This is a genomic window from Enterobacter sp. 18A13 (assembly GCF_007035975.1).
Classification (GTDB): domain Bacteria; phylum Pseudomonadota; class Gammaproteobacteria; order Enterobacterales; family Enterobacteriaceae; genus Enterobacter; species Enterobacter vonholyi.
This window is the reverse complement of the sequence record NZ_AP019634.1, coordinates 317613-333004: the sequence shown is the minus strand read 5'-3', so window position 1 is coordinate 333004 and position 15392 is coordinate 317613. Positions and strand designations below refer to the sequence as shown.

Sequence of the window (15392 nt, the reverse complement as noted above, 5' to 3'; positions counted from 1 at the left end):
TTAGTAACGGAAGCGGTTATTGCGCTGATAACCGGGCACTTTTGGCGATTTAATCGACCGAATCACCCACACCACAGCAACGGCCAGCAGTAACCACGGCAGCAGTTTGATCGTCAGCGCAAACAGTCCGCCAATAAACATGACCACCGTCGCCACCACGATAGCCGCCAGAATGCCGAGCAACGAAACGCCTGTCGCTAACAGCATGACAAAAAAGCCAATCACAAAAAGTAGTTCCAGCATGGTGCTCTCCCACGAGTTCCCGAGTAATGCATTAAGCATTACAAGATCCATGCCAAAGCTAACGTTTTGTTCTTAAAGCAAAACGCCCCGCGAGAACTCGCAGGGCGTGGTGAATTTGACGAACTTTTAGCGAAAGTTATCGCTTGTCTGCCACCAGTCGCAGCGCATGTTCCAGCACCTCAATATCGGCTCCGGCTTTATGCGCATTCTCGCTCAGGTAGCGGCGCCACTGACGCGCGCCCGGTATACCCTGGAACAGACCCAGCATATGGCGGGTGATATGGCCGAGATACGTACCGTTGCTCAGCTCGCGCTCAATATAAGGATACATCGCCCGCACGACGGCAACCGGATCGGTGTCTGCGCCTTCAATGCCAAAGATTTCGCGATCGACCGTCGCCAGAATGCCTGGGTTCTGGTACGCCTCGCGGCCGACCATCACGCCATCCATATGCGCCAGATGCGCTTTGGCCTCTTCCAGCGACTTAATGCCGCCGTTGATCGACATCGTCAGGTGCGGGAAGTCACGCTTCAGTTGATACACGCGCGGGTAGTCCAGCGGCGGGATCTCACGGTTCTCTTTCGGGCTCAGGCCGGAGAGCCAGGCTTTTCGCGCGTGGATGATGAACATCTCGCATTCGCCCTTTCCGGAGACCGTATCGATGAAGTTGCACAGGAATTCGTAGCTGTCCTGGTCGTCAATCCCGATACGGGTTTTGACCGTCACCGGAATGGAAACGACGTCGCGCATCGCCTTGATACAGTCCGCTACCAGCTGCGCGTTCCCCATCAGGCAGGCACCGAACATACCGTTTTGCACACGGTCGGACGGGCAGCCAACGTTCAGGTTGATCTCGTCGTAGCCGCGCGCTTCCGCCAGCTTCGCACACTGCGCCAGCGCGGCCGGATCGCTGCCGCCCAGCTGCAGGGCAACCGGATGCTCTTCCTCACTGTAGGCCAGATAGTCGCCCTTCCCGTGAATAATTGCGCCCGTGGTCACCATTTCGGTGTACAGCAGCGTATGGCGGGAGAGCTGGCGCAGGAAATAGCGGCAGTGTCTGTCCGTCCAGTCGAGCATCGGCGCAATGGAGAAACGGTGTGCGGGGAAAGCGGTCTGTGATTCTGACGACATGGCGAAGTTTTAAGCATCTGGTGGAAAAGGGGCGCTACTATAGCACAAAGAAAAGCCGGAGGCGCAGCGCCTCCGGTTGACTTTAGAACGTCATGCTCAGCTGAGCCCCTGCGCCCCAGGTTTCATCTTCACCGTACAGGCCCATCAGGTCAACATGCACGGTGCTAAACGGCGCGAAACCGACACCGCCGGTAAAGACATTGCTGTCGTTACCCTTCACGTCTGCACGATAACCCGCACGGACCGCCAGCCAGCTCAGCGGCGTCACCTCGGCACCGACACCCACGTACTGCGACGTATCTTCGCTCTTGAAGCCTTTGGTTTCGGTCAGATCGCCATCGGCGGTCAGCGTCACCAGGTCGTTGTGCCAGGCGGCACCGGCGGTTACCAGCGGGCGGATCTGATAGGTGTCTTTATAGCTCACCACTTCTCCCGTACGGCCATTGCGGATACGGATATCTTTGGTGTCGATATCGCGCGACATCAGGTTTTGTCCGCTCACGCCAACGGTCCAGTGTTCGCCGAAATCGGCCGCAATACCGGCATCCACGTTGAAGCCCGTATCGTCAGTACGGTAGCGGCTGTCGTTCCACTTGTTACTGTCGTAATCGTAGATTGACGTGGTGTAGTTATAGACCCAGGTTTTTTGCAGCTTTGGCGTCACGCCCACGGAAACAGGGACGCCGCCGAGGTCAAACTGGCGGGCAACGGCAACACCATAGTCGGAGACAATCGCTGCCCGGCCAGACGCGGTTGAGTTGAGGTTTTTAGTGATCTGATCCGTGCCGTTCAGCGCAGCGTCCAGGGCAACACCGGCAGCCACCACATTACTGCGTTGAATACCGCGCAGATAATCAATATCCTGCTGATCGATAGACGAGCTCACCCGGCCATGGGCATAGCCTTTCGCCATGAAGGCTACCGAAAGGACATCGTTAGGGATACTCACCGCAAGCCCTGCACCAGCCGTTGCGCGTGCGGTTTTGCCTTTGAGATAGTCCAGCTCATCGGCCAGATCTTTGGCCGCGCCCTGGAATTGATTAATGGAACCTAATGGATTGGTGATAATTTCTCTTGGCGTGAGATTATCAACCACATCCTTGTAGTGATTGATTTTGTCGTTGATGGTATCAATCTCGTCCTGAAGATTGTCCTCATCCGTTACCTGTACGCCAACGGACGGCAAAATGACCGTCACATCATCGTCAGGTTTTGCCTTTGCCAGCAGCGCGGGGTTGATTAATGCCCCACTGCCATAGCTCCCGGAGGCAACGCCAGTGCCACCCATTGCGTCGCTTCGTGATTCTGTCCAGGTATTGGCTGCTCCCGCCTGATTTGCCATAAACAAGGAAACAGCGATACTAACCACCGAAAATTTAAAATTTTTTTTCACAGTATGCCCGTTATAGTCTGTTATGAAATAACCCCTGTCTGTTATCACCCAAACAGGAACGAACTATTGCTGTGAATAAGTAGTAAAAGACCCGCTATTTCTATCCCTAAGTAAAACTCCCTTACGGCCTGTTATATTTTGTGACGGCCCTCAATATTTATAGAAGAGGAAATTATTTTTTCCCAGGTTTTCCATCATGCGGTCCAAAAAACTGGGGCGGGTGGTCTACCCAGCGATCCTCTCGGGTAGCGGCATAAACCGGGTTAAGCGGATAGTATATGCGGTTATGCTTCTTGTTGGCCTCGCCAACGACCAGGAGCCGAACCTCGTCGTCCGTGTTGTTGATAAAGGTATGACAGATGCCGGTACCGGCGGGAAAACCTACGCTGTCGCCAGGCTCCAGCTTCCACAAGTAGCCATTAATCCAGGCGTCAGGGTGGCCTTCAAGCACGTAAATAAACTCTTCTTCGTCGCTCTCCGCATGCGGATAGGACGTCCTGCGCCCAGGCGGCAGGCGCTCATGATGGATACCAATACGCCCGAGCCCAAGCTTTCGAGCCAACGGGGCGCCGATAGAAAAAAGCTCATCGCTATCTGGATAGGTCGAATCATCCGCGACTTCTACGTCGCGCCAGTGCCGAATACAGTCAGGTTTTTTCATTGTTTATTTCCCGGTTTGTAATGGGTCAGGTATAGCACAGACTGGTGGATCTCGGCGTTTTTACCAGAACATGATAAAGTGAGGGTTTTCCGTCCTATAACATCCGGGGTGCTACATGGATAAGTCCACAAAAGAGCTGTTAGCGCAGGCCGAAAAGCTGTGTGCGCAACGCAATGTGCGCCTGACTCCGCAGCGCCTTGAAGTATTACGCCTGATGAGCCTGCAGCAGGGTGCCATCAGCGCCTACGATCTGCTCGACCTGCTCCGCGAAAGCGAGCCGCAGGCAAAGCCGCCGACGGTCTATCGCGCTCTGGATTTCCTGCTTGAACAAGGGTTCGTGCACAAGGTGGAATCCACCAACAGCTATGTGCTGTGCCATCTGTTCGATCAGCCCACCCACACATCGGCTATGTTTATCTGTGACCGCTGCGGCGTGGTGAAAGAAGAGGCTGCGGAAGGCGTGGAAGACATTATGCATACGCTGGCAGCGAAAATGGGGTTTGCCCTGCGTCATAACGTGATTGAGGCGCACGGGCTCTGTTCCGCGTGCGTGGAGGTGGAAGCCTGTCGCCATCAGGACGCGTGTCAGCACGACCACTCTATCCTGGTGAAGAAAAAGCCGCGTTAGCGGCAAAAGAAAAGGCGGCCTGGAGCCGCCCTGTGGGTTATTCAGCGTTACCAGCGGTAGTCGTTACGGGTTTCCCAGTCTTTGACTTCGTTTTCCGCCTGATCTTTCGCGTAGCCGTAACGTTCCTGAATTTTACCGACAAGCTGATCGCGTTTACCTTCAATGACGGTCATATCGTCATCAGTCAGCTTACCCCACTTTTCTTTCGCTTTACCTTTGAACTGCTTCCAGTTGCCGCCGATTTCGTCTTTATTCATCATCGTGTCCTCTTAGTTAAGCGTCGGGTCGTAACGTCCGTTACGTTCTTTTCTGCTGGACGTGATAATTATTGTAGTTAAGGATTCCGTAGTTAATTTCATATTCGGAATCTTTAACCGTCACGATATATCGTGGCGCGAAGAGAACCAGGTATCGTTTTGCCAGTGGCGGTGCCAGATAAACGCCAGCGATAACCCGCGCAGCGAGAGGAAGACGGCCAGGGCCAGCCACAAACCGTGATTACCCAGCCAGGGAAGCGTTAGCAGCGTCAGACCAAACCCTGCCGCCGCGACCGCCATGCTGTTGCGCATTTCCGCTCCGCGCGTCGCACCAATAAACATGCCGTCCAGCAGATAACACCAGACGCCGACCACCGGTAAGATGACTTGCCAGAGGAGATAGTGACTCGCCAACTCGCGCAGAGCAGGTATAGACGTCAGCAATGCAACGATCTGCTCACCAAAGCAGGCGTAAACCAGACCAAAGGCCAGCGCCACCAGTCCCGACTGACGGCAGGCTGCCCGCCAGACATCCCGAAGCTGCCCGCTTTCTCGCGCACCGTACGCCTGCCCGGAATGCGCTTCAACCGCGTAGGCAAATCCGTCCAGCGCATAGGCGGTAAAGGTCAGAAGCGTCATCAATATCGCGTTGACCGCCACGATTTCTGGCCCCAGTCGAGCCCCGAAAACCGTCAGCGCGCCGAAGCAGAGCTGAAGAAGCAGCGAGCGCAGCATGATGTCACGGTTGAGGGCCAGCAGCTTACGGATATTGCCGCGCCATGCGGTTTTGAGCAGCGCCAGTGAGATCCCGCGCATCGACAGCACGCGCCAGACCATCCACAAGCCAATGATAAAGGTCCCGTATTCGGCAATCGCCGTCGCTAGCGCCGCGCCCCGCACGTTCATATGCAGGCCCATCACCAGCCAGATATCCAGCACAATGTTGAGAAGGTTGCCCACCACCAGCAAAATCACTGGCGCCCGGGCATACTGAACGCCCAGTAGCCACCCCAGCAGAACCAGGTTAGCCAGCGACGCTGGCGCGCTGAGCCACCGGATTTCAAGGAAACGTCGCGCCTGATCCAGTACCGCCTCGCTGCCGCCAACGATATGAAGCGCAAGATCGATCAGGGGTGTCCGCAATACAACGATTAATGCACCCGCGCCAAGCGCGAGTATCAGCGGCTGCACCAGCGCGCGCGCCAGACGCAGCGGATCTTTCGCACCATAAGCCTGTGCGGTAAGACCGGTGGTGCTCATGCGTAAAAAGAGCAACAGCATAAACAGGAAGCTGGTTGCCGTCGCGCCAATCGCCACGCCGCCAAGATAAACTGATGAATCAAGATGGCCTATAACGGCAGTATCAACCAGTCCCAGTAAAGGCACGGTAATATTGGAGAAAATCATCGGCAGGGCAAGACGCCACAATGCCTTATCTGATGCCGTCAGTAGTGACATGCGAAATACCGGGAAAGGTAGATGAACAGGCTACAGCGGAAGCGTAGCCTGTCAGGAAGAGATTACAGCCATTCACCGTTACGAATCACGCCTACTGCCAGACCTTCGATAGAGAAGTTCTGTTCGCGGAGATCGACCACAATTGGGGTGAACTCGTTGTTTTCAGGCAGCAACTGAACGGTGTTACCCTGTTTTTTCAGACGTTTGACGGTGACTTCATCGTCAATGCGCGCGACAACCACCTGGCCGTTACGCACATCCTGCGTTTTATGTACCGCAAGCAGATCGCCGTCAAGAATACCGATGTCTTTCATCGACATGCCGCTAACGCGCAGCAGAAAATCAGCGCTCGGCTTGAACATGGCTGGATCGACCTGGTAATGACCTTCAATATGCTGCTGTGCCAGTAAAGGCTCACCGGCAGCAACACGACCTACCAGCGGAATGCCCGTCTCTTCTTCTACTAGCAGTCGGATACCGCGTGACGCGCCTGATACAATCTCAATCACGCCTTTACGCGCCAGCGCTTTCAGGTGTTCTTCGGCAGCATTCGGAGAACGGAAACCCAGACGCTGCGCGATTTCCGCACGCGTAGGTGGCATACCCGTCTGGCCGATATGATCCCGGATGAGATCAAACACCTCTTGCTGCCTGGTCGTTAACGCTTTCATTCCGCCCCCTGGGTGTATATACAGTTATGCTGTGAGTATATACAGTCAAAGGCGATTTTGGAACCAAAAACTGCACAAAAAACCAGGGACTTAATTATTCCTCGAGGCTCATCGGAAATGTGACCAAAGCAGCGTGACCCAGGTGATAACGGCAGTGATAATCGCCAGTAACACGGCAGCAGATCCCATGTCTTTTGCGCGGCCAGAAAGCTCATGGAAATCGGAACCGATGCGATCCACAACGGCCTCAATAGCGCTATTAAGAATTTCCACTATCATCACCAGAAGTACGGAACCGATAAGAAGTACGCGGGTAATAGCATCAACATCAAGGAAACAGGCGACGATCACCGCGATGATAGCGGCGACGCCCTCCTGGCGAAACGCGGCCTCGTTGGCCCATGCGGCACGGAAACCTTTCCATGAATAGCCGGCGGCTTTGATGATACGTGTTAACCCAGTGGTATTATTGGCCATTAAAAGAACCTTTTTTAAAAAAGAGCGTCAGTAACAGGAGCCGTAGCGCGTTTCGCTACAGCCTGAAGTATGACGGGTAACAACAGAAATTTTGCGCGCTTTCTGTTATCCTTGCGCCGCAATTGCATTATTAACCAGAGGCTTTACATCGTTTATGTCCGGCTGGCCACGAATTTACTACAAATTACTTAATTTACCATTAAGCATCCTGGTAAAAAGCAAGTCTATCCCAGCAGAACCCGCGCTGGAACTGGGGCTCGATACGTCGCGTCCCATTATGTACGTTTTGCCTTATAACTCGAAGGCTGACTTACTGACGCTTCGCGCCCAGTGTCTGGCGCATGACTTACCAGATCCGCTTGAACCGCTGGAAGTTGACGGTACGCTGCTGCCGCGCTACGTGTTCATCCACGGCGGGCCGCGCGTGTTTACCTATTACACGCCGAAAGAAGAGTCCATCAAGCTGTTCCATGACTATCTCGACCTGCACCGCAGCAACCCCGATCTGGATGTGCAGATGGTGCCGGTATCGGTGATGTTTGGTCGTCGTCCGGGCCGCGAAAAAGGTGAAGAGAACCCGCCGCTGCGCATGCTTAACGGCATCCAGAAGTTCTTTGCGGTCTCCTGGCTGGGACGCGACAGCTTTGTACGTTTCTCCCCTTCCGTTTCGCTGCGTCGCATGGCGGACGAGCACGGCACCGACAAGATCATCGCGCAAAAACTGGCGCGCGTAGCGCGTATGCACTTCGCTCGTCAGCGCCTCGCTGCCGTAGGGCCACGCCTCCCGGCGCGTCAGGATCTGTTCAACAAGCTGCTGGCTTCCAAAGCGATTGCCCGCGCCGTTGAAGATGAAGCGCGCAGCAAGAAAATTTCGCATGAGAAAGCTCAGCAGAACGCCATTGCGCTGATGGAAGAGATTGCAGCGAACTTCTCTTACGAGATGATTCGCCTTTCCGATCGTATCCTCGGCTTTACGTGGAACCGCCTCTATCAGGGCATCAACGTCCATAACGCCGAGCGCGTGCGTCAGCTGGCGCATGATGGCCATGAGATTGTCTATGTCCCCTGCCACCGCAGCCACATGGACTACCTGCTCCTTTCCTACGTGCTCTATCATCAGGGGCTGGTACCGCCGCACATTGCTGCCGGTATCAACCTGAATTTCTGGCCAGCAGGTCCGATTTTCCGCCGCCTGGGCGCGTTCTTTATTCGTCGTACCTTCAAGGGTAACAAGCTCTACTCCACCGTGTTCCGCGAGTATCTGGGCGAGCTGTTCAGCCGCGGCTATTCCGTGGAGTACTTCGTGGAGGGCGGGCGTTCCCGTACCGGTCGTCTGCTCGATCCGAAGACCGGCACGCTGTCGATGACCATCCAGGCCATGCTGCGCGGAGGTACCCGTCCGATCACGCTGGTGCCTATCTACATCGGCTACGAGCACGTGATGGAAGTGGGCACGTACGCGAAAGAGCTGCGTGGCGCGACCAAAGAGAAAGAGAGCCTGCCGCAGATGCTGCGCGGCTTGAGCAAGTTGCGCAATCTTGGTCAGGGCTACGTGAACTTCGGCGAGCCGATGCCGCTGATGACGTACCTGAACCATCACGTTCCGGAGTGGCGCGAGTCCATCGATCCTATCGAAGCGGTGCGTCCGGCCTGGCTGACGCCAACGGTTAACGGCATCGCGTCCGAGCTGATGGTGCGCATTAACAACGCCGGTGCGGCTAACGCCATGAACCTGTGCTGTACGGCGCTTCTGGCTTCGCGCCAGCGCTCGCTGACCCGTGAACAGCTCACAGAGCAGCTGGATTGCTATCTGGATATGATGCGTAACGTGCCGTATTCGGTTGATTCGACCGTACCTTCTGCGACCGCCAGTGAGCTTATCGATCACGCGCTTCAGATGAACAAGTTTGAAGTCGAAAAGGACACGATCGGCGACATCATCATTCTGCCGCGCGAGCAGGCGGTGCTGATGACCTACTACCGCAACAACATCACGCATATGCTGATGCTGCCGTCGCTCATGGCCGCCATTATTACCCAGCATCGTCATATCTCCCGTCAGGAGCTATTGCGCCATCTTGAGACCATCTATCCGATGCTGAAAGCGGAGCTGTTCCTGCGCTGGAGTAAGGATGAGCTGGCGACAGAACTGGATAAGATGACGGAAGAGATGCGTCGCCAGGGGCTGATCGCCGTTTCAAACGACGAGCTGCACATCAATCCGTCACGCTCCCGTACCCTGCAGCTGCTGGCGGCCGGTGCGCGTGAAACGCTGCAGCGCTACGCCATTACGTTCTGGCTGCTGAGTGCGAACCCGTCCATCAACCGCGGTACGCTGGAGAAAGAAAGCCGGACGCTGGCCCAGCGCCTGTCCGTTCTGCACGGCATTAACGCCCCTGAATTCTTCGACAAAGCAGTCTTTAGTTCTCTGGTACTGACGCTGCGTGATGAAGGCTTCATCAGCGATACAGGCGATGCCGAGCCGGAAGAGACGCTGAAGGTTTACCAGATGCTCGCAGAGCTGATTACCTCGGACGTGCGCTTGACGATTGAGAGCGCCACGCAGGGCGAGTGATGTTAAAAAGCCGGGTGATGGTTTCACCTGACCCGGCCTGACGTTCTGCATAATAAAAGGCCCGGTAAGCGTTAACGCTACCGGGCCTTTTTTTCTGCCTTGTTAAATCATTGCATTTAGCTGAGCAGCGTAAAGGCAATCATCCCGACAATCGCACCCGTCGTGCCGAGTATGGTTTCCATCAGCGTCCAGGTTTTCAGGGTTTGCGCTTCGGTGGCGCCGGTAAACTTACCGAACAGCCAGAAGCCGGCGTCGTTAACGTGAGAGACCACAATCGAACCGCCCGCGATACAGATAGAGAGCGCGGCCATCTGGGCACCGGAGTAGTTCAGCTGTTCAATCACCGGCATCACCAGACCCACGGCGGTTAAACACGCCACGGTGGCGGAACCCTGAATGATACGAACCGCCGCAGCCAACACAAAACAGGTTACCGCAATCGGCAGGCCCATCCCGGTCAGCGCTTCACCCAGAGCCGGGCCCACGCCGGAATCCACCAGCACCTGCTTGAACACGCCGCCGGCACCGATCACCAGCAGGATAATGCCTGCAGGCTGCAGCGCCGCACCGCAGATCTCCATCACCCGATCTTTTGGCATCCCCTGACGCATCGCCAGGCCGTAAATCGCCACCAGGCACGCCACCAGAATCGCCGTGAACGGGTGACCGATGAACTCAAACCATTCGTAGGCAGTGGACCCCACCGGCACAAAGCGCGCGGCGATGGTTTTTAGACCCACCAGCACCAGCGGCAGCAGGATCAGCGACAGGCTGAAGCCGAAGGACGGCATTTTGCCCTCGCCCAGGTGCGGCTCGGTGACGTCATCCGGAATATGCAGCTCAACGTAACGGCTGATGAAGTTGCCCCACAGCGGACCGGCGATAATCATCCCCGGGATTGCCGCGCACAGGCCAATCAGGATCATCCAGCCAAAGTCGGCGTGCATCTGGGAGGCAAGCAGCATCGGCGCAGGCCCCGGCAGCAGAAACGCCGCAGCCGCCGCCACCCCCGCAAACAGCGGAATGACCAGCTTCACGAGGTTAGTACCAGTATGGCGCGCCATGGAGAATGCGACGCTTATCAGCAGCACAACGGCCACTTCGAAGAACAGCGGCAGCGCGCAAATCAGCCCTGCCAGGCCAATCGCGTAGTGCGCACGGCTGTGGCCAAAGGATTTCAGCATCTTCACTGCAATCTGGTCGACCGCGCCCGTCTCGTGCAAAATCTTGCCAAACATCGCGCCCAGCGCGACCACAATCGCCAGGAAGCCCAGCGTACCGCCCATCCCTTTTTCCATCGTCGCGGCGATCTTGTCGAGCGGCATACCGGAAAAGAGACCAGCACCAATAGAAACCACCATCAAAGCAACAAAGGCGTGCATGCGCGCCTTCATCACTAAAAACAGCAGCAGCAATACCGAACCCACTGCTGTCAAAACTAGCGTTAATGTACTCAAAACTTACTGCCTTTTATTAATGACCTCGATGGTGCTGGCAACAACACCCTCCAGTGACTGATCGATATCAACCACTAAGACGTCTTTTTCGTCTTCACCCGGCTCCTGCAGCGCTTCAAACTGCGTCACCAGCATCTGGGTTTTGAAGAAGTGACCTTTACGCGCCTTCAGGCGGCTTTCAATCACTTCGAAATCCCCTTTCAGGTAGATGAAAGAGAGATTCGGGTTGCCGTCACGCAGCAGGTCGCGGTAGGTTTTTTTCAGCGCGGAGCAGACGATCAGGGAGACTTTATTGGTACGCTGCATCGCGAACGCGGCGTCATTCAGCGCCTGCAACCACGGTTTGCGGTCGTCATCGTTCAGCGGCTCGCCGGAGGCCATTTTCATGATGTTGCTGCGCGGATGGAGGAAGTCGCCATCAAGAAACGCAGCCTGGAGTTGATGCGCCACTTCGCTGGCCACGGCTGATTTCCCGCTACCGGAAACGCCCATCAGGACGTAGACGTGGTGATCGTGATTAGTCGTGCTCAAAGGGTGTCCCTCAGTCAATTGTTACGGGTAACAGTTATCGGTAACATTGTCCTGCTGGGGCAAAAGAGAAGCAATATCCAAACGTGCGCGAAGTGAATAAGTGTGAGCTACTTCAAATTTGTCAGTTCAAATAGATCCACCCGGTGACAAGGTGAAACCTAAATCTAACATTTTCGGGGTCACCGTCTCGCCACGAATGCGCGCCAGCAGGCGTTCTGCGCCAATGCGGCCCATACGTTCACGCGGGGTCAGGACGCTCGCCAGACGCGGCTCCATCACCTGGCCAATGTCGTGGCCGTGGAAACCGGCGATCGCCATATCATCAGGGATCTTCAGCCCCAGACGCTGACACTCAAATGCTGCGCCGACCGCAAGGTCATCGTTGGTACAGAAAATACCGTCCAGTTGCGGATACTCACGTCGTGCCTGACGCATCAGCTCAATACCCGACGTATAGGAAGAGGACTGCTCCACCATCACGCTGTAGGGGGTTAAGTTCGCGTCAAGCATCGCCTGCTCGTATCCCTTCTGTTTGATGATAGTACGTTCATCAAGACGCGCACCCAGATAGGCGATATGACGGTGCCCGCGGGCGATAATGGCCGCCGTCATCTGACGCGCCGCTTCGAAGTTATCAAACCCCACGGCGATGTCGAGGCACGGCGACTGGCTGTCCATCAGCTCCACGACCGGAATACCGGCCACTTCAATCATTTTGAGCGTGCGGGCAGTGTGGGTACGTTCGGTTAAAATCAGGCCGTCAATGTTCCAGGAAAGCATCGATTCCAGACGTTCCTCTTCGAGTTCCGGCTTGTACCCGTAGTGGGCGAGCATGGTCTGGTAGCCAAACGCATCGGTGACGCTTTCGATTCCACGTAATACTTCGGCAAATACCTGGTTGGTCAGAGAAGGAAGCAGGACGCCCACCGCGCGGCTGGTCGCATTGGAGAGGATATCGGGCGCGCGGTTGGGGATATAACCCAGTTCATCAAGGGCAGCGGCAATCTTACCACGTAACGCTACGGAAACCTGTTCCGGGTTACGTAAAAAACGGCTGACCGTCATTTTGGTCACACCGACGCGATCGGCGACATCCTGAAGTACGGGGCGTTTCTTTTTCATCGTCCTGAGAAATCTTGAAGTGAGAGATTTGCTCAGTTTACCACGGACAAAGCCCATCCTTCCCCTGTCAAAGGGAAGGATGGGGATTTATTTATGTTTTATTACACCGGCGGCAGGTCAAACAGCAGAATTTCGCTTTCGCTGTCGGCGTGCACGGAGATCGCCTGCTCGTCCCAGATGGCCAGACCATCGGCGGTTGTCGCTTTGGTCCCGTTGATGGACACGTCACCTTTCACCACCTGGATCCAGACGCGGCGGTTAGCGGCAATCTGATGCACGGACTGTTCATCTTTCGCCAGCGCCCAGCGGTACAGCTCCATATCCTGATGCACTTTCAGGGAACCTTCACGCGCATCCGGGGACAGCACCAGCTGTTTGCCTTGTTTCGCGTCGAAGCGGCGCTGCTCGTAGCGCGGCGTGATGCCGGTCTCTTCTGGAATGATCCAGATTTGATACAGGTGCAGTTTTTCCGTTTTGCTCGGGTTGTACTCGGAGTGACGCACCCCGGTACCCGCGCTCATAATCTGGAACTCGCCCGCCGGAACCTGCTCTTTGTTGCCCATGCTGTCCTGGTGCTCAACCGCGCCTTCCAGCACATAGGTAAGGATTTCCATGTCTTTGTGCGGGTGGGTACCGAAGCCCTGGCCTGCATCAATCACGTCGTCGTTAATCACGCGCAGCGCGGAGAAGCCCATGAAGTTCGGGTCGTAGTAGTCGGCAAACGAGAATGAATGCCATGAGTCCAGCCAGCCATGATTCGCGTGACCACGTTCGTTTGCTTTGCGTAAGTAGATCATTGTTTTCACCCTCAGTTCGTTTCGATGGAGTAAGTGTGGACGCAAACGGCCTGGGATCATAGAGGGTGAAAATTGACTCCTCTGTTCAAAAATTGTGAACAAGTTCAGAGGAGCCGTTTTTGCTTATTTCGCGAGGGTTATCGTGGCAGGAGAAGCCTGTTCGAAGGCCCGCTCAAGGATTTCGAGGTTGATCAGAACGTCAGATTCCTTGACGTAATTCGCCGTGCCGTTTGTGAGGGTCTCAAACAGCGCATCGTAGACGCGGCCATAGTCGCCGGTTTCCGGCTTCAGCGTTTCTTTGACCGTCATGCCCTCGTCGTTCACATACTCCAGCACGCCCACGGAATCGTCTGCGGCAAATCCCGGCTCGCCCGGCATGATATTGGCCTTCAGGCTGGTCTCCTGCTGGTCAATGCCGTACTTAATGAACGAACCCCGGGTACCGTGAACGATAAATTTCGGGTAGTCGATCTTCACCAGGTGGCTGGTTTTGACGATGGCCTTCAGGTCGCCGTAGAACAGCTGGGCTTCGAAGGTATCGTCCGGGTTGGCTTTGTTGCGCAGGCTGCGAATGTCATACGCCACGTGGTCCGGGCGGCCAAACAGGGAGATGATCTGGTCCATGGTGTGCACGCCCAGACCATAGAACGAACCATCCTGAGGCAGTCCGGGCTGCGTTTCCGCCACCGGACGGTAGTAATCGAAGTGACTTTCGATTTCCACGATGTTGCCGAGCTTGCCGCTTTCAATCGCTTTTTTCGCCGTCAGGAAGCAGCTGTCAAAGCGACGGTTCTGATACGGCGTGACGGTCAGGCCTTTGCTTTTCGCCAGCGCGAACAGCTCTTTCGCTTCGGCAATAGTCGGGGTGAACGGCTTTTCTACCAGCACGTTTTTACCCGCATTGAGCGCGCGTTTGGCATAGTCAAAATGGCTGTCGGCGTGGGTGCAGACAATCACCAGCTTCACCTGCGGGTCGTTAAGCACCTCATCGAGATCGCTGGTGAAGTGGATGCGGGAGTACTGCGGAGACTGCTCTTCCGGCTTCGCGCGGCGGCGGTAGATATGGGCCACATGCCAGGTATCTTTACGGTTGAGGACATACGGCAGGTGGTAGCGGGTGGTGCTTTTACCAAATCCAATAAATGCGCAATGTAGTGTCATGGCTCAGTCCTTTTGGAAGGTTACTGAGTCTAACCATAACAAAAAAAAAGCCAGCTAAAAGCTGGCTAAAGTAATACTGGAAGCAATGTGAGCAATGTCGTGCTTTCAGGTTCCCGTAGCGGTCTTCCTGAATGCAGAGCAATAATAATCATTCTCATTCGCACTTGTCCAATACTTTTTGCAAAAAATAGCGGTTGACTCAAATTTTAAAGTCATTGATGTTGGAAGGGACTTTTAACTGACTGAGGAACAAGGAATGAGTGAGATAGTGATACGCCATATCGAACCCAGCGATGCAGAAGCTTTACGTGACATCATGTCGCATCCTGATGTGTATCACGACACGCTACAACTCCCTCATCCTTCTATGGAAATGTGGCACGAACGCGTTGCGACAAAACCAGGCCGGCGCCATCTCGTTGCCTGTCTGGACCAGCGCGTTATTGGACATATGGCGCTGGACGTAATGGAAAACCCGCGTCGCAGCCATGTTGCCACATTCGGCATCAGCGTGGCTGCGGATATGCAGGGACGCGGCGTAGGCCGCAGGCTCATGAGCGAGATGATCAACCTGTGTGACAACTGGTTGCGCATTGAACGTATCGAACTGACGGTCTTTGCCGATAACCCCGCGGCAGTTGCCCTCTATAAAAATTTTGGTTTTGAAATCGAAGGGACCGGCAAGAAATTTGCCCTGCGCAACGGCGAGTATGTGGATGCGTATTATATGGCGAGAATGAAGTAGTGATTTGCCGGGTGGCGGCTTCGCCTTACCCGGACTACGTTCGTGCAGTTGTAGGCCCGGTAAGCGCAGCGCCACCGGGCAATA

Annotated in this window: 16 protein-coding genes; 3 read left to right on the top strand and 13 right to left on the bottom strand. The window is 55.3% G+C overall.

What is annotated here, in order from left to right:
- From pspG to FOY93_RS01545, 4 genes are all read right to left on the bottom strand, one after another.
- A complete protein-coding gene (gene pspG / locus FOY93_RS01560) occupies positions 1–243 on the bottom strand; it encodes an envelope stress response protein PspG (RefSeq protein WP_111964222.1) in 243 nt (80 codons plus the stop codon).
- 136 nt (positions 244–379) lie between these two features.
- Entirely contained in the window at positions 380–1375 is a 996-nt protein-coding gene (dusA, locus tag FOY93_RS01555) for a tRNA dihydrouridine(20/20a) synthase DusA (RefSeq protein ID WP_136196007.1), read from the bottom strand.
- 82 nt (positions 1376–1457) lie between these two features.
- A complete protein-coding gene (locus FOY93_RS01550; protein WP_115876924.1) occupies positions 1458–2768 on the bottom strand; it encodes a conjugal transfer protein TraF in 1311 nt (436 codons plus the stop codon).
- A 172-nt stretch (positions 2769–2940) separates the two neighbouring features.
- The gene (locus FOY93_RS01545; protein WP_115876925.1) at positions 2941–3429 is read right to left on the bottom strand and encodes a cupin domain-containing protein; all 489 of its coding nucleotides are present in this window, start codon (positions 3427–3429) and stop codon (positions 2941–2943) included.
- Between the two features lie 115 nt (positions 3430–3544).
- Here FOY93_RS01545 and zur point away from each other — a divergent pair, with 115 nt between their 5' ends.
- The gene (gene zur, locus FOY93_RS01540) at positions 3545–4057 is read left to right on the top strand and encodes a zinc uptake transcriptional repressor Zur (RefSeq protein ID WP_008503369.1); all 513 of its coding nucleotides are present in this window, start codon (positions 3545–3547) and stop codon (positions 4055–4057) included.
- Between the two features lie 47 nt (positions 4058–4104).
- On the opposite strand, the gene FOY93_RS01535 is transcribed toward zur, so the two are convergent.
- The 4 genes from FOY93_RS01535 to FOY93_RS01515 form a co-directional block, all read right to left on the bottom strand.
- Positions 4105–4314 carry a CsbD family protein gene (locus FOY93_RS01535; protein ID WP_024906712.1) on the bottom strand — a complete coding sequence of 70 codons (210 nt, stop codon included), beginning with the start codon at positions 4312–4314 and terminating at the stop codon, positions 4105–4107.
- Positions 4315–4434: 120 nt separating this feature from the next.
- Positions 4435–5772 (bottom strand): MATE family efflux transporter DinF, encoded by a 1338-nt coding sequence (gene dinF / locus FOY93_RS01530; RefSeq protein WP_143344532.1) that lies wholly within the window; start codon positions 5770–5772, stop codon positions 4435–4437.
- A 62-nt stretch (positions 5773–5834) separates the two neighbouring features.
- Positions 5835–6443, bottom strand: coding sequence for a transcriptional repressor LexA (gene lexA / locus FOY93_RS01525; protein WP_111964211.1), 609 nt, complete (start codon positions 6441–6443; stop codon positions 5835–5837).
- A gap of 108 nt (positions 6444–6551) precedes the next feature.
- The gene (locus FOY93_RS01515) at positions 6552–6920 is read right to left on the bottom strand and encodes a diacylglycerol kinase (RefSeq protein ID WP_111964212.1); all 369 of its coding nucleotides are present in this window, start codon (positions 6918–6920) and stop codon (positions 6552–6554) included.
- A 154-nt stretch (positions 6921–7074) separates the two neighbouring features.
- Here FOY93_RS01515 and plsB point away from each other — a divergent pair, with 154 nt between their 5' ends.
- Positions 7075–9495, top strand: coding sequence for a glycerol-3-phosphate 1-O-acyltransferase PlsB (plsB, locus tag FOY93_RS01510; RefSeq protein WP_115876928.1), 2421 nt, complete (start codon positions 7075–7077; stop codon positions 9493–9495).
- A gap of 116 nt (positions 9496–9611) precedes the next feature.
- Here plsB and gntU read toward each other — a convergent pair whose 3' ends face one another.
- The 5 genes from gntU to FOY93_RS01485 all read right to left on the bottom strand — a co-directional run bounded on the left by gntU (position 9612) and on the right by FOY93_RS01485 (position 14563).
- Positions 9612–10952: a gluconate transporter gene (gene gntU / locus FOY93_RS01505; protein ID WP_127729256.1), complete on the bottom strand. Its 1341-nt coding sequence runs from the start codon at positions 10950–10952 to the stop codon at positions 9612–9614.
- A 3-nt stretch (positions 10953–10955) separates the two neighbouring features.
- Positions 10956–11483: a gluconokinase gene (gene gntK / locus FOY93_RS01500; protein WP_008503362.1), complete on the bottom strand. Its 528-nt coding sequence runs from the start codon at positions 11481–11483 to the stop codon at positions 10956–10958.
- 126 nt (positions 11484–11609) lie between these two features.
- Complete coding sequence (gene gntR, locus FOY93_RS01495) at positions 11610–12605, bottom strand: gluconate operon transcriptional repressor GntR (protein WP_021242747.1); 996 nt, start codon at positions 12603–12605, stop codon at positions 11610–11612.
- A gap of 101 nt (positions 12606–12706) precedes the next feature.
- Complete coding sequence (locus FOY93_RS01490; protein WP_021242746.1) at positions 12707–13402, bottom strand: pirin family protein; 696 nt, start codon at positions 13400–13402, stop codon at positions 12707–12709.
- Positions 13403–13525: 123 nt separating this feature from the next.
- Positions 13526–14563, bottom strand: a complete 1038-nt coding sequence (locus FOY93_RS01485) for an oxidoreductase (protein WP_143344531.1) — start codon at positions 14561–14563, stop codon at positions 13526–13528.
- 256 nt (positions 14564–14819) lie between these two features.
- On the opposite strand from FOY93_RS01485, the gene yhhY reads away from it, so the two are divergent.
- On the top strand, positions 14820–15308 hold the full coding sequence (yhhY, locus tag FOY93_RS01480) for an N-acetyltransferase (protein ID WP_021242744.1): 489 nt from the start codon (positions 14820–14822) through the stop codon (positions 15306–15308).
- The last annotated feature ends 84 nt before the right edge of the window (positions 15309–15392 follow it).

Excerpts from the sequence above, each read along its gene's own strand:
- pspG (WP_111964222.1), bottom strand. The coding sequence starts at position 243 with ATGCTGGAACTACTTTTTGTGATTGGCTTTTTTGTCATGCTGTTAGCG.
- dusA (WP_136196007.1), bottom strand. The coding sequence starts at position 1,375 with ATGTCGTCAGAATCACAGACCGCTTTCCCCGCACACCGTTTCTCCATT.
- FOY93_RS01545 (WP_115876925.1), bottom strand. The coding sequence starts at position 3,429 with ATGAAAAAACCTGACTGTATTCGGCACTGGCGCGACGTAGAAGTCGCG.
- zur (WP_008503369.1), top strand. The coding sequence starts at position 3,545 with ATGGATAAGTCCACAAAAGAGCTGTTAGCGCAGGCCGAAAAGCTGTGT.
- FOY93_RS01535 (WP_024906712.1), bottom strand. The coding sequence starts at position 4,314 with ATGAATAAAGACGAAATCGGCGGCAACTGGAAGCAGTTCAAAGGTAAA.
- dinF (WP_143344532.1), bottom strand. The coding sequence starts at position 5,772 with ATGTCACTACTGACGGCATCAGATAAGGCATTGTGGCGTCTTGCCCTG.
- lexA (WP_111964211.1), bottom strand. The coding sequence starts at position 6,443 with ATGAAAGCGTTAACGACCAGGCAGCAAGAGGTGTTTGATCTCATCCGG.
- FOY93_RS01515 (WP_111964212.1), bottom strand. The coding sequence starts at position 6,920 with ATGGCCAATAATACCACTGGGTTAACACGTATCATCAAAGCCGCCGGC.
- plsB (WP_115876928.1), top strand. The coding sequence starts at position 7,075 with ATGTCCGGCTGGCCACGAATTTACTACAAATTACTTAATTTACCATTA.
- gntR (WP_021242747.1), bottom strand. The coding sequence starts at position 12,605 with ATGAAAAAGAAACGCCCCGTACTTCAGGATGTCGCCGATCGCGTCGGT.
- FOY93_RS01490 (WP_021242746.1), bottom strand. The coding sequence starts at position 13,402 with ATGATCTACTTACGCAAAGCAAACGAACGTGGTCACGCGAATCATGGC.
- FOY93_RS01485 (WP_143344531.1), bottom strand. The coding sequence starts at position 14,563 with ATGACACTACATTGCGCATTTATTGGATTTGGTAAAAGCACCACCCGC.
- yhhY (WP_021242744.1), top strand. The coding sequence starts at position 14,820 with ATGAGTGAGATAGTGATACGCCATATCGAACCCAGCGATGCAGAAGCT.